Raw genomic sequence first — 13,856 nt, forward strand, 5'->3', positions numbered from 1 at the left:
TCGAGTAAGCAGATAATCAAATTACCAACACAGTATACATTATACAATAACCGTGTCGATTAAGTAATTTGACTAACTAGTCACCCAGCATAGGAGGCAAAGATAGCGCTGCGCTAATGTTAAAAGCCTTTTATAGTAAAACGGGGGCAATTCAAAGCGGTTTAATATGAAGATAATTCATAAATCGAGCTCGATTCAGTCAAACTTACACTACCATAATCAACAATATTTTAGCTGTTATAGTGCATACTTATTCCTGAGGCATCAGCCTTGCTAGCGGAGTTTACTTGTAAAATGAGTCATCAATCCATCGATTGATGACTCTACGCCCTTAATCTTCGGGCTCAGATAACAACTCTGCCGCTTTGTTTAATGATAAAAGCTCTTGTTTTGAATTGGTAACGGCTAAAACGGCATCAACTTGCTGCGCCAATGAACTCCATAGCGGCAAAATCACATCCAGCTCAGTTTGATTGGCTCGCTCTCTCGCCATTTTAAGTAACGCTGCGGCAGACACCACATCGATGCGCCCTAAGATGCCATCGGCGAGTGCAATACTGAGTTCAATCATTGCCGGTACGCTATGACCATACTTAATCACCTCTCGCAGATAGGCTTCTGCTTGTGACAAGTCTTGCCCAATGGCGCTGTCATCATGCAGCATCCCCTGCGCACAGGAAAACATAGCATCCACCTGCCCCTGCTCAGCGGCCTCAGCCATCCAATAAGCACTCTTAATGCTGTCTTGCTCACAGCCTTCGCCACGTGCCAGCATCAAGGCTAAATGATATTGAGCGTGAGGGAATCCAGCCTGAGCCGCTCGATGAATATACTTATAGGCGCTTTCTAGCTCACCCTGCTGGTAATAGAGCACCCCTAAATTAGCCATTGCCTCCGATTGCTCTAACTTAGCCGCTTCGCTGAGGTATTGCTGCGCCAAACTCGAGTCAGCTTCAAACTGCTCACTGCCCACCAGATAGAAATAACCTAATAGCGCCATCGCATTAGCAATGCCCGCTTCGGCAGCCTTAGCAATTGCAAGCTCTCCTGCGATTACGTCGGTCTCTCCGCTGTAACCGTGGATCAAAGATACCCCGTGCTCGAACAAAGCGTTTAGATCTTTGATCGATGCCTGAGCAAACCAATAGCTGGCCTGCTTCAATGAAGCCGTCGAGCGCTCTTCTACCGCCTCATCACCACTGCCCTGCAGTGCGTGTTCCTGCTCACGCTGCATCAGAGCTCGGGTTTTTAATGACATCCCCACCAAATACTGCGACTCGGGGTCGCGATCCATGACGGCGCGATAGCACAGGTCTCGCCCCGCTAACGAGTCAAAATCTTCAAAGTAATATTCAGGCTTATCTTGCTTGCTCACACTAACAAACAGCGACTCCACCAAAGATAAAAGCTGTTTAATCGAACGCTCACTTAACTGCTGTAGCTGCTCGGGGGTGAGGTGATACTTTTCAGGATGAGCGCCACGGTTACCGTCGGCTCTGAGCTTGTGTAGTGCGCGGGTGGTTTTAACGTTGATGAGTCGATGCTGATTAAGCTGCTCGATTCGGTCATATAGGTTAGGGCTTTCGAAACGGATCTTCTTAGGCTCAGCCAGCAAACTCGTGAGCTTATGACTAAAACTGCGTACATGTAGCAGTGCCTGAGTCGGTACATCTTTTACATAACTTTTGGCCTTGCGATAATCCTCACCTAATTCAGCTGAGAACAGATTGACGAACTCAATATCGTTCAACAAGACATTTACCCCTAATCAAGAATAACCCTAAGCTTTTCAGATAACAGGCTAGGCATTGCAGCTATTACACAAAGTAAGTCGCTGCAATCCCAGAGAACAAATCCCTATTCAGGAATATTATTCTTCGTTTTGAATATTGCCCGGTGAATCAGGCGTTGGACGTGACACCATATATAGACGGAATAACGCCACGTTCACGAATAGGCCAAAAAAGGCCACGATGACTTCACCAATAAGCTGTGTCGGCATACCACCTAGCTGAGTTAGCTGCGCTAACATACCGCCAAATAGCGATAGAGGAATATATAGCAATAACACTAGTATCGTTTTAAAAGCGATAGGACCACTAAAACTAAAGCTGCGCTTAATCGCTTCCATTGGAGTAAGACGCTCAACCACGACCATAAAATTAACGAACGCCAAACGCGCGAACAGATAGATGCTACCCACTAAACCAATAATGCCCAGAGTAGGGTTAACTGCGAGCAGAATAAACACAGGCGCAAGTACCGCAAGACCCGAAAACACCCCTGCCAACAAGAGTGCTGGCACAAAGTTCAAACTGGTCTTCAAGATCAAGCCATTCGATGGACTATGGCCCTGAGAACGGATCTCTAAAAATAGCGTTAATGCCGCAATCAAGAACGAGAACACTAGCAGTAGTACCATCATGGCGACCATGTGGCTGGTACCAAATTGAGGGTTTTCGAAATCTGCGGCACTAATTTCTAAGCTTAGCCATAGCTGTATACCAACCTGCACAAATAAAATCGGTACAAACAAAAACGCTAACTGACTAATATTGTTTCGAAAAAAGTTAAAAGCTTGAGTCAATATTGCTGACAATGGCATAGGGCTTTCCAAAAGATAAAATTCAATAACACGAGTTAAAGCTAAGGATACCCAAGTTTGGAAATTAATGCACAGTTGAAATCACCAATTACTCGCTAGTGACAAACAAAAAATGCAAACGAATTGTTAAAAACGTTAGAATAAGTAATTATTCTAAGATTAGACGACACAAGGAAAGCCTCGATGAAATCAATGACTGCAACTCTACTTACCATATCCGCTTTATTGAGTTCCCCAGCCAGCGCAGGGCTCTTAGACCAACTAGGCCAAGCAACAGCGACAGCTAGTGAGCAAACCCAGCAGGCTCAATCGAGTGATTTAGTTGGCACAGTGATGTCGCAACTTGGCCTAAGCCAGACTCAAGCCGAAGGTGGATTGGGTAGCTTACTCTCGCTAGCGCAAAGCTCTTTAGGCAGCAATGACTTCAGCTCTATAGCCGATTCGATTCCAGGTATTGATGGACTGTTAAGTGCAACGCCTGAGCTCGATAGTGACTCCGGTGTGTCAGGGTTACTCTCCAAGGCGGGTGGCTTAGGTGAATCTTTGCAAGGTGGCGCTATGGTTTATAATGCGTTTGAGAAATTAGGCATTTCCAAAGAACTTGCAGCACCAATGATCGATATCGTCAAAGGCTACTTAGATACCAATGGCAGTGCAGGAACTTCAGATCTACTAATGAAAGGTCTTAATTCTATCTTGTAGGCCTAGTTTCTCCTTCTCAGCGATTGGATAATTGTTGAGAAGGAACTCTCTGCCATAATTAAGCTCTAATAAACTATCATGCCCATTAAGGTTTAGGAGCCAATATGATCGCCAAACTGAAACAATTTTTTGGTAACCCACAAGCCGTCCTTTCTGAGGAAGAGCGCCAAGAACACTTAAATCTGGCTGCCGCCAGTTTGCTACTAGAAGTTGTCATGGCCGATGAAAGCATGTCAGAGCAAGAGGCCAAATTGCTGCCTGATTTGCTAACTACCACATTGAATCTAAGCACTGATGACGTACAAAGCCTGATAAGCGAAGCGAAGAGATCACAACAAAAGTCGACCTCTTTATACGAGTTCACTCAAGCGATTAACGACAATTTTGATGTCAGCCAAAAACAACAGCTTATTTTAGCCATGTGGCAACTTGCTTATGCTGATGGGCATTTATGCCAATATGAAGATCAGATCATTCGTCGCACTGCTGAGTTATTTTATTTACGCCATAGCGAACTCATTCAAATGCGTAATATTGCGATGGAACAGCAAGCCAACCCCTCTCATGATTAGATGGCTTCAGGCTGACTAGATTGCAATCAGCACTTTATTCACATTAATACCAATCAGTATAGAGACTTGGTCTCTCAGCGAAAGTTTAGCGGCACTGAGACAAGGTCATTAAATGCTCCAGCATTAATGACATTCACCACATCCATGTGGTTTGCAACGAGTGAAGAGCATAGTTATTCTACGTTTAAGCTCGTTAACACCGTATCAGAGCCGCTAAAACTCGCCATTCTGGAGCGTTTTTGGCTGCCTACTTCTGCGTTGAACAACTTCACAAGGGAGCAACCATTCTTTCAGTTATTCGCCTTGAATTAGTTTGCCAAAAACGCTCTGAGTAGATCAACTTCTTATACTGATTGGTATAAGTTAACGCAAGAAGCCACCTTAATTTAAAGTGGCAATCGCATTTGGAGGTCGAGTACTTAGTAATTAATCACTAAGTTGCTAAAATGGCATCCTGCCCAGAAGCGTCCTTGCGAAGCATGGAGTTGTTTTTACAACTCTTTTCTCAATTTCTTATATAAAGACTTTTAGTGGCAGCTTGCACAGCTATCGTTAGCCGAAACCTCCTCGTGCACAACATGGCAGTCACTACAAGTAATGATACCGTCATGCTGCAGATGCATCTCACCATCAAGCTCTTTCAATGAGCCATGACAGCTCACACAGGTTTCATTCTCATATGTCATATCCGCCGATGGATCACCATCTTTATGGCATGACTCACAACCTGCCATCTCTGTATGTGAGTCAGCAACTGAAGTTGCCATCACTACACCCGAAAAGCTCAATAAAACTGTTAATCCTAAAACTTTAAGCATGTTCAAACCCTCAGTAAATAATTAAGCAACCGTCATTTGGCCGGTATAAAGAATGAAGTTACGCAGTAAAAGTACGCCGATTAAACTGCAGCTGGCAGTAATCGCCACATAAGAGAACTTGCGCTTAGAGGAGGCTTTCATAAATAGGTTAAAGGCCAGTGGCATACTCAAACCAACAACAACGATACCAGCCCAGAATATCCAGCCCCAGAAGCCTTCTCCAATTGCAGCAAATGCAGCCACTTGGCTCTGGCCTCCAGTTAAAATCAAGCCTGTAAAGAAGGTGAAGATAAGCACAATTTCCACCAAAATCATTGGGATCTCAATATTGTGGATAAAGTGCACTTCCTTACCATCAGGATTACCTTTGAGCAATACGCCGCCGAGTAGAGTCCCCGCAGCTCCCGATGAAAGCCCTGAGACCAAAAACAGCAAAGGCAATACCGGATTATTTAGCATTGGATAAGTCGTTAATGCCGATAGCAGGAAGCCAGTATATGCACCTAATGACAAGGCAAGGATCACCAAGAAGCCTGTAATGCTTGCTTCATGCTTAGCGATTGCACTAAATAACTTCTCAACAACTGGCCAGCGACCGTTACACCAAGAAAGCGCAGGCTCTTTAAAGACACAAGCTAACCAAGCGAACAGTGCAACCTGATAGACCATCAGTACAGCGACACCAACAGACATCACAGAAGTCGGGTTGTAGAACACTAAGATCTTCCAAAAATCGAACGGCTTAGTTAAATCGATAACTAAAATGCCAAGCCCTGCAAATACAGCCAACGGTGCAATAAGACAAGCCGCCTGGACAAAGCCTGATTTATAGGCATCACGTCCCAATTTAAAGTGTTTTAGCAATACAGCAAAGCAGATGGCTCCGGCCGATATACCCGCAAGAAATAGGTAGATGGCAATTGGCCATGGCCAAGTTAGGCTGTCAAAATGGAATGGACTCATAGTTTTATCTCCCCACTTTGTGATGCAATACGGAACAACTTAGGCCTGGTCCCGAGATCAGTTTTAGTTCGGTAGCTAGGGGCTGATTTAAGCACTTGTACGACTTGAGATTGCGGGTCAGTAATATCACCAAAAGTTAACGCTTTAGTTGGACAGGCAGTAACACAAGCAGGTAACTGACCCTCTTTAAGGCGAGTTTCCTTACAGAAATCGCATTTATCAGCCGCTTTAGTCACTGGATTAATGAAACGGATTTGATACGGACAAGCAGCAATGCAGTATTGGCAACCGACACACTTCCATTCATCGACACTTACGATGCCTGTTTTTGGGTCTTTATAGGCAGCCCCTGTTGGGCATACCTTTACACAAGGCGTATCATCACAATGCTGACATGATTTACGCGTAAATCGAAAATGCTGATTTGGATACTCACCAAATGGGCCTTCACGCTCGATCTCTAATCGGCTTACACCTTCTGGTACTTGGTTGACTTCACGACAAGCAATAGAGCAAGCATCACAACCGATACACTTGGTCTCATCATGTACTAAGGCATAGTTACATACGGGTTCAACGTCGCTACCAGCAGTCCCTTTGGCCGTTGCGATGGTGAAGCCGGAAGCCCCAACCGCCGCTGCACAGGCACCTTTTAAAAACAATCTTCTTGAGTTAGACATATAGATTCCCCTAATTACTTGGCCACGTGGCAACTGCTACACAGTTCACTACGCTCTTTTGCAGATACGCCTAGCACAGGATCTGTGTTGGGATGTAAAAGATGGCAGCTAGCACAATTCACCTTGTTAGAGTGAGCGTCATGGCTCCAATCACGTTCAGCTAATACGCTATGGTCGTGACACTTCAAACAGCTTTGAGTTTGCGTATTAACATCTGAGGCCGACTTATTACTAAAGCCGATTAAGTTGGATGCCTTTCTTGGATGTCCCTCTTTTTCACCATGACAATCCTGACAACTGATATCTAAGGCGTCATTGGCATGTACGCCGAGCATTTTTCCATTGCGCTTATGGCACATAATGCATTGTTTATTTTCATTAATTTTAAATTCTGCGGCAACAGCCTTGATAGATATCACCGAAGCGGCAACAACAAGTAAAATGCTCATCAACAAGGAAACTGAATATTTAAATAAGCTGGACATGGGGTGTCCTCACATTACTAAGTGATAAATAAAGAGAGTTGGGGATGAGGTGTTACAACTAATGTTGCAACACCCATTGATGTTATGCGACTAACGAGCTTTTGATCAGGTTTGCGTCACAGTCATTCTTGGCTAAGTGAAGTACTTTTACACCCATTTTGGCTAATGTATCGTCGATGAATCTGTTGCTCTCTTCAGAGTTATGCTGCGGGTCTGTAATAACGAGCTTTACCGTTGAAGATTCACTATCGACCAAAACATAATCTAGATGACAAGCTTGCAAGTAACTGTGAGCATCTTGCTCTTTTTCATTTTTATCAACGTCACAAAGGTTATCTAATGTTGTGCCATATAGCACATTGTATTTACCCACAACCAAGGCGTTCAATTTATTGATAAAGCTACCTGGCTGACTTTCTAATGAATTAGGCTTTAACTTAATATTAGATGCTACAAACTCGCTTGCTTTAAAGAACTTTATACAAGTCATTGTAAATGTCACTAAAACAAATGGCACCACAAGGAATAATACAAAGTACATAAAGGCATAACTAAAAATTACAGATGCACTCATAACGACCTCCAAACTAACATTTTAATTATAAAACTTATTTTAACGCTATTTAAGTATTGTTATTTAACCGATTAAAACATTGATATAAATCAAGTGTTTCAATCCGAACGTTTTATTCATCATAAAAATTAAAAGCAACTCTAATTAAGAAAATTCGCAATTTACAAATACAAAAATGGAATGTCTAAAATGTACATTTCAACTTTGTAAAAACAATAGGAATAGAAATTATAGATTTGAGTCGGTAAAGCAAAAAAACTAAGCAAAAAAAACAACAACACCTCAAACACAACATTAACCATTTGTGCACACTTATTGCAGTTTAAACATGGCTTTAAAATAAGCCTATTAAAAGTCATCACTGACCTTAGCCCCTTGCTAGCGCTAAGTCATGCTCGTTCTAGATATCCACTATTTAATATAGACATAACCCATTGAGTGACACAGGCTTCATTTTTAAAAAGCAATTGAAATAAATTAGTATAAAAAAATACAAATTGGTTATTATCAAATTTGGTACATACCAATAAAGAGGTATTTAATATGAGAGATATAAGTTTTAGTGACTTGGATTTATTAAGCATTAATATACTAGTTAATCTTTATGAGCATAAATCTGCTACTTTTGTCTCTCATAAGTTGAATGTTCCCGCACCAAAGATAAGTCGCTGTCTCAAACACGCAAGGGAAGTATTTGGTAATGAACTTTTCATTCGTAAAAAGCATGGATTAGTCCCCAATGAATTTGCAGCTAAAGTGTACCCGATTGCGAAAGAGATCATTGAGTGCTCTAAAAATTTACAGAAACTAAATGGTATTCATGGACTGAGCACTACACATCATTTCGAAATTGTGGCTCCCGATATAATCTCATCTCCTTTTCCCAAAGTACTACTTAACGCCATCAAGAATGCTGGCAAAGAGATGAGCTTCAACATTACACCTTGGACGAAGAACTCTATCAACGACATTATCAATGGTGAGGTCGATCTCGGCTTATGTTGTAGCAAGATGCTAGATAGTATTAAAGATACGAATGATTCACTAAACGCAATACCATTGAAGAAATTAAACAAAGTCTTCTTAGTTTGCCATCACGAACATCCAATATTAAAAGAAGAAATCACCTTAGAGTCCATTGCACACTATCCATTTATTAATAGCAATATGGGTCAATCAGAGCAGGAACAGAGTCCTTTTCAAGAATTTTGTCAATCACAACATATTAAACTAATCACTGAGATGAACTTAACTGGGTTAACAGGGCTATTCGAATACCTGCGTTCCAGCCAAGGGATCGCATTGTTACCTTACAGCTCTATATTTACAATGATTAATAACACTCCAGATCTGCATGCTTGTCGCTTATCTGACGTAGAATCTGAGCGTTTATACATGCATGTGAAAGAACCATATCTTTATTTGGTTTATAGTGATAGTAACAAAGACCCAAACTTACGTTGGATATCATCAGAAGTGAAAGAGTTGGTTGAGCTATTGTTACACTAACGAATAATCTAAATAAAAAAGAGTGCCTAAGCACTCTTTTTTATGACTGATAATTTAAATTAACTAGTTAACTGCTGCTATTCATACAGCTCTTGAGCAAGTTCCAACTTTTTTTGTAACAACTTAGAAAGCGCCGTTGAAAAATCATTATCACGAGATTGATGATACTGTAAGTAATAACTATATCTTTCAACAGTTCCATTTTTAAATCGTAGTTCTTCATAAAAATCGGTTACATCAATATAATCGATATCACTGCGACTATTAAAATAGAGGTAAGAAAGAATAGACGCAGTCCAACAAATATCATCGGTCTTCGCCACATGATTAAGCGCCATTGCTAGACTAGTTGTTTTGCAGCTCACTTTAATATCTAAGCATTGCTCCTTTGCATAGCTTTCAAGCCAGTGTTCCACCAAGCCCACTTTAGCGTAATTGATAAATACCAGCTTATGCTCCAATAAACTTTTCAACGTTAGCTCTTGCTTGAAGAATGGATGATTCTTCTTAGCAGTCACAAAGAAGTAGCGCACATCTCCTACCTTTACGCTTTTTACCGCCTCAGATTGCTTAGAGTTAACGGTAATAGCATAGTCAATCTTACCTTGTGCCAATAACTCCTGAACATTATCACTCCAAGGTTGAATGATCACAGATATGTCTCGATCTAAGCTCTGGCAGATTTCGGTAATTGACTCAACTAAGAATCCAGCCCAGTGTTCTTGAGCAGCGATAACTAAGCGATTACTATCTGGCGAATAGCTGGTTATTTCAGCCATCTGCTCATAGCCCTGCACAATAGACTTGACGATAGGGTACAACTTGTCAGCCATAAGGTTAGGCTCAACACCATACTGACGCCTGATGAACAAGTCATCGTGGATCACTTCACGCATATTGCTCAGAGCACGACTCACTTTAGGTTGAGTAGTGTTAAGTTTCTGTGCCACAACCGAGCCATTTTTAAACTCAACTAACCCAATAAACACCTTAAGAGTGAAATAATCTAACTTTGAAAGTTCCTTACGCATCAAACCCTAGCCTAAAAGCACATTTTATTAATTATTGTATACAAACTATAACACTGAAAAATAAACGGTTTTGCTACCCTTATCACATACGTACCCATTTATAGGTATTAGGAGGTAAAAGATAAGGCACCTCAGTTTCAACAACTGCCCAGTGTTAAAGAAAACCTAAGTGGGATCATACTCCTTTACCACAAAGCGAGTTAAACTATGGCTATCAATGATACGGTACTCATCTATGCAAACTGAACACACCGCTGAACTTAATCTGCTTTGGGGAACTTTAATTTTAGAGGAGTTGGCTCGATTAGGCGTTAAACATGTCTGTATGGCGCCAGGTTCTCGCTCCACCCCACTTACCCTTGCTGCGGCGAAGCAAACTAAGCTTAGCCAACACATTCATTTTGATGAGCGAGGACTCGGCTTTATGGCGCTTGGTTTGGCTAAGGCCAGTCAAGCACCTGTTGCGATAATTACCACTTCTGGTACCGCGGTTGCCAATCTTTACCCTGCAGTGATAGAAGCTTGGCTTACTCACGTACCGTTAATTGTATTATCTGGCGATAGACCTCCAGAGCTTATTGACTGCGGCGCCAATCAGGCGATCATTCAGCCTGCCATTTTTGCTCAGTATGCCAAACAGATAAATCTACCGACCCCAGATCTCAATATTGCTCCTCAGGCACTGCTAAGCCTGCTAGATGAAGCGATTTGCAACCAATCACAGCCGGTTCATATCAACTGTATGTACCGTGAGCCTTTGTACCCTAATGAACCTAAGGTAGATTTTGAGCATTACTTAGCGCCAGTTAAACAGTGGCAACAACACACAGCGCCCTATAGCCAATTTGCCAATCTAACTAGCGGCCTGATGCCAACAGCCGATGCACTCGCGCGCTTTGTACATGGTAAAGGTGTGATTGTAGCGGCAACCTTAGCCCCTGAGCAGAAGCCAGAGCAGCTGATTGAACTCGCGCAAAAGCTAGGTTGGCCAATCGTCACCGATGCCCAGTCGCAGCTCAGGCAGCATCCTGCAGCCATAGGTAATATCGATCAGCTACTGCATCAACCAAAATCTAAGGCTCTGCTCGCTCAGGCAGAAAGAGTCATCGTCTTCGGTGGTCGTATTCTTTCTAAACGGCTTATCGGCTATCTAGCTGAGCAGAATTGGAAAGATTATTGGCAGGTGCTACCACAGCAACAGAGGCTAGACCCGAGCCACAAACCTAAAAAGGTTTGGATTGCAGCTGCGCACCAATTTGCCAAGCTCGCTTGGCCAAGATCCTCACAGGCCAATTGGGCACTCAAGCTTGTACAGCACAACGATGATCTAGAAACGCTGTATCAACAGCAAATTGATAACGCCGAATTTGGTGAGGCGCAGACGATTCGTGCTATTGCTAAGCGACAAACCGCTGAGCAGCACCTGTTTATCGGCAATAGTCTACCAGTGCGCCTATATGACATGTTTGCGCCTATTACCACTTCAAGTGCCAATGTATTTACCAATCGCGGCGCATCGGGTATCGATGGCTTATTAGCAACGGCCTGCGGAGTCGCGGCAGCAGAGGGCAAGCCGACCAGCCTGATTATTGGTGATATATCGGCGCTGCACGATCTCAACTCATTAGCCATTGCACGCTCGGTCACCAGCCCGCTAGTAATCGTCATACTCAATAATGACGGCGGTAATATCTTTAACCTGCTTCCGGTGCCTAACGAGCAGCTCAGAACCGACTACTATCGCCTGTCTCACGGGTTGGAGTTTGGTTTCGGTGCCGCCATGTTCGGCCTTGCTTATAATCAAGTCGATTCAATTAGCGACTTTATTGAGTCTTACGAATACGCCATGACCTATTCAGGCCCCTCGGTTATTGAGGTTACTGTGGCACAAGACCAAGCCAGTGAGCAGATAGCTCAAATAGCTAGCTGGGTAAAACAGAGCTAATGCTAAGCTATCGCACCGCAGGGAAAGCTAGCTCTCCAGCCGTGGTATTTCTCCACGGCTTCTTAGGCAGTAAAGAAGATTGGCATGAGATCATCGAGCAGCTTCAAGATGATTTTTACTGCATTAGTCTCGACCTTCCCGGCCATGGCGATAACAGCGCGCTCAGCCTCGATGAACAGTACCTAGCCACGCCAGGGTTTAGCCGCTGTGCAGAACTCATTAACACTAGGCTATCGTCGCTTAATATTAAACATTATCACTTGGTTGGCTATTCACTAGGTGGCCGCATTGCGCTGCATATCGCCAAGTTATATCCGCAGCAGTTATTAAGTTTAGTATTAGAGTCCTGCCACCCGGGGCTACACAGCGAGGCAGACAAGTTAGCCCGCAAGCAAAACGATGCAGCTTGGGCTAATAAGCTCAGTACTCTGCCAATGAGTGATTTTTTGCGCCTATGGTATCAGCAGGCGGTATTCAGTGATTTAACCGCCGCAGAGCAACACGCCTTAGTACTTAAGCGGTCCAGCAATAACCCGTTAGCATTGGCGAATTGCTACCAAGCAACGTCGCTGGCAGAGCAAGATGATCTTTGGGATATTCCCACTCGATTAAAGGTGAATAGCCACTTTATTGCCGGGCATCAAGACAGTAAATTTATGGCGTTAGCAAAGCGCTGGCAGCAACAACAGCCCTTATCTTTGCACTGTATTCACGCCAGTGGTCACAATGTGCATTTAGCCGCACCGCAAGCATTCGCCATTAAATTGCGCGCGCTTTTCAGTTAGCATATATTCGCTAGAACTCATTACTGATATAACAAATAACCATGCAGGCAGGCCAATGACAACGACGCAACAGCAAGCAACGCCATTTACTCTAACGCACATAAGCCTGCATCAGTTTACTATCGATTTAGATAAACCTTTACCCGTTGGAAAACAGCGCATCGAAAAGCGCAGTGGCTTAGTACTCTCGGCAACCGCCAGCAATAATATGCTTCAGCGCCAAGCCTGTGTCGAGATCTCGCCGCTTTCAGGCTTAGATAATCAAGGCCAAACCTTAATAGGTTTTAGCCGCGAGACACTAGCCGAAGTCGCTGAGCAGTTAACGGCATTATTGCCACAATTACACCAGCAACCGAGTGACAACTTGCTCGCGTTGGCAGAGCAAACACCTTATCCATCACTCGCCTTCGGCCTTAGCCAACTGCATGGAAAACTCGCAGGCAAGTTCAACGGCCATAGCATTACCCCGCGCACTGTTCCGCTCATTTATCGCCAAAGCGGTGAACCACTCACCGCCGTAGCCGATCGCGTAAGCAGCTTGCCCAGCAGCGTTTATGCCGTGAAGGTAAAAGTTGCCCAAGACTCACTTGAAGATGAGATTAAACTAATTCATCAGATCTTAGCCATTCGCCCCAATCTAAAACTACGTTTAGATGCCAATCGCGGCTTTAGCCTAGAACAAGCCATAGAATTCGCCGCCTGCTTACCGCTAGATAGCATTGAGTACATAGAAGAGCCTTGCCACAACCCCGATGACAATCAGGATTTTTACCACGCGATAGCCATGCCTTGGGCACTAGATGAGACCCTCAACGATCCAACATACCAGTTTGAGCTGCAGCCAGGATTACGAGCACTGATTATCAAACCGACTCTATTAGGCAGTATCGAAAAGCTGCAGCATCTAATTGAGACGGCAGAGGAACATGGCGTACGCTGCATTCTAAGTTCAAGTTTAGAAGCAAGCCTTGGGATTGAGGCGATAAGTCGCTTAGCGCAAATGATGACTCCAGATGAGATCCCGGGAGTTGATACACTGGGCGCCTTTAGCCAAGATTTAGTGGTGAGTTCAGGCAAGGAACACAGCTTAAGCCTTGAGGAGTTAACGCCACTAATCAGCCTAAGCTAGTCAAAACCAGATTAGAACTAATCCTTGGTCAGTGTTAGTTTGGCTCAATCAAAAAGAT

The 13,856-nt window shown here is 43.5% G+C and carries 14 protein-coding genes; 6 read left to right on the forward strand and 8 right to left on the reverse strand.

Annotated elements, in window-relative coordinates; genetic code table 11:
• Window positions 1-331: 331 nt before the first annotated feature.
• Window positions 332-1,753 carry a DUF4145 domain-containing protein gene (locus SPEA_RS20785; RefSeq protein WP_012157151.1) on the reverse strand — a complete coding sequence of 474 codons (1,422 nt, stop codon included), beginning with the start codon at window positions 1,751-1,753 and terminating at the stop codon, window positions 332-334.
• Window positions 1,754-1,870: 117 nt separating this feature from the next.
• Complete coding sequence (locus SPEA_RS20790) at window positions 1,871-2,605, reverse strand: hypothetical protein (RefSeq protein ID WP_012157152.1); 735 nt, start codon at window positions 2,603-2,605, stop codon at window positions 1,871-1,873.
• 183 nt (window positions 2,606-2,788) lie between these two features.
• Between SPEA_RS20790 and SPEA_RS20795 the strand changes: the two genes are divergently transcribed.
• Both SPEA_RS20795 and SPEA_RS20800 read left to right on the forward strand, forming a co-directional pair.
• Window positions 2,789-3,307, forward strand: a complete 519-nt coding sequence (locus SPEA_RS20795; protein WP_012157153.1) for a DUF2780 domain-containing protein — start codon at window positions 2,789-2,791, stop codon at window positions 3,305-3,307.
• Between the two features lie 104 nt (window positions 3,308-3,411).
• Window positions 3,412-3,879 carry a tellurite resistance TerB family protein gene (locus SPEA_RS20800; protein WP_012157154.1) on the forward strand — a complete coding sequence of 156 codons (468 nt, stop codon included), beginning with the start codon at window positions 3,412-3,414 and terminating at the stop codon, window positions 3,877-3,879.
• 527 nt (window positions 3,880-4,406) lie between these two features.
• Here SPEA_RS20800 and SPEA_RS20805 read toward each other — a convergent pair.
• The 5 genes from SPEA_RS20805 to SPEA_RS20825 form a co-directional block, all read right to left on the reverse strand.
• Window positions 4,407-4,697 (reverse strand): cytochrome c3 family protein, encoded by a 291-nt coding sequence (locus tag SPEA_RS20805; RefSeq protein WP_012157155.1) that lies wholly within the window; start codon window positions 4,695-4,697, stop codon window positions 4,407-4,409.
• 21 nt (window positions 4,698-4,718) lie between these two features.
• Window positions 4,719-5,660 (reverse strand): cytochrome c nitrite reductase subunit NrfD, encoded by a 942-nt coding sequence (nrfD, locus tag SPEA_RS20810; RefSeq protein WP_012157156.1) that lies wholly within the window; start codon window positions 5,658-5,660, stop codon window positions 4,719-4,721.
• Complete coding sequence (locus tag SPEA_RS20815) at window positions 5,657-6,340, reverse strand: 4Fe-4S dicluster domain-containing protein (RefSeq protein WP_012157157.1); 684 nt, start codon at window positions 6,338-6,340, stop codon at window positions 5,657-5,659. The genes nrfD and SPEA_RS20815 overlap by 4 nt, the downstream gene beginning before the upstream one ends.
• A 14-nt stretch (window positions 6,341-6,354) precedes the next feature.
• Complete coding sequence (locus SPEA_RS20820) at window positions 6,355-6,825, reverse strand: multiheme c-type cytochrome (RefSeq protein WP_012157158.1); 471 nt, start codon at window positions 6,823-6,825, stop codon at window positions 6,355-6,357.
• Window positions 6,826-6,907: 82 nt separating this feature from the next.
• A complete protein-coding gene (locus SPEA_RS20825; protein WP_012157159.1) occupies window positions 6,908-7,399 on the reverse strand; it encodes a DUF2726 domain-containing protein in 492 nt (163 codons plus the stop codon).
• A 543-nt stretch (window positions 7,400-7,942) separates the two neighbouring features.
• Here SPEA_RS20825 and SPEA_RS20830 point away from each other — a divergent pair.
• Window positions 7,943-8,908, forward strand: coding sequence for a LysR family transcriptional regulator (locus tag SPEA_RS20830; RefSeq protein ID WP_012157160.1), 966 nt, complete (start codon window positions 7,943-7,945; stop codon window positions 8,906-8,908).
• 77 nt (window positions 8,909-8,985) lie between these two features.
• Here the strand turns inward: SPEA_RS20830 and SPEA_RS20835 are convergent, their stop codons facing one another.
• Window positions 8,986-9,939 (reverse strand): LysR family transcriptional regulator, encoded by a 954-nt coding sequence (locus SPEA_RS20835; RefSeq protein WP_012157161.1) that lies wholly within the window; start codon window positions 9,937-9,939, stop codon window positions 8,986-8,988.
• Between the two features lie 235 nt (window positions 9,940-10,174).
• On the opposite strand from SPEA_RS20835, the gene menD reads away from it, so the two are divergent.
• From menD to menC, 3 genes are read left to right on the forward strand one after another with little or no spacing between them, the layout of a single operon-like run.
• On the forward strand, window positions 10,175-11,884 hold the full coding sequence (menD, locus tag SPEA_RS20840; protein WP_041411145.1) for a 2-succinyl-5-enolpyruvyl-6-hydroxy-3-cyclohexene-1-carboxylic-acid synthase: 1,710 nt from the start codon (window positions 10,175-10,177) through the stop codon (window positions 11,882-11,884).
• Window positions 11,884-12,669, forward strand: a complete 786-nt coding sequence (gene menH / locus SPEA_RS20845) for a 2-succinyl-6-hydroxy-2,4-cyclohexadiene-1-carboxylate synthase (protein WP_012157163.1) — start codon at window positions 11,884-11,886, stop codon at window positions 12,667-12,669. Before menD ends, menH begins: the two co-directional genes overlap by 1 nt.
• Window positions 12,670-12,724: 55 nt before the next feature.
• Window positions 12,725-13,798: an o-succinylbenzoate synthase gene (menC, locus tag SPEA_RS20850; RefSeq protein WP_012157164.1), complete on the forward strand. Its 1,074-nt coding sequence runs from the start codon at window positions 12,725-12,727 to the stop codon at window positions 13,796-13,798.
• Window positions 13,799-13,856 lie beyond the last annotated feature (58 nt).

Source organism: Shewanella pealeana ATCC 700345, from assembly GCF_000018285.1.
Lineage (GTDB): Bacteria > Pseudomonadota > Gammaproteobacteria > Enterobacterales > Shewanellaceae > Shewanella > Shewanella pealeana.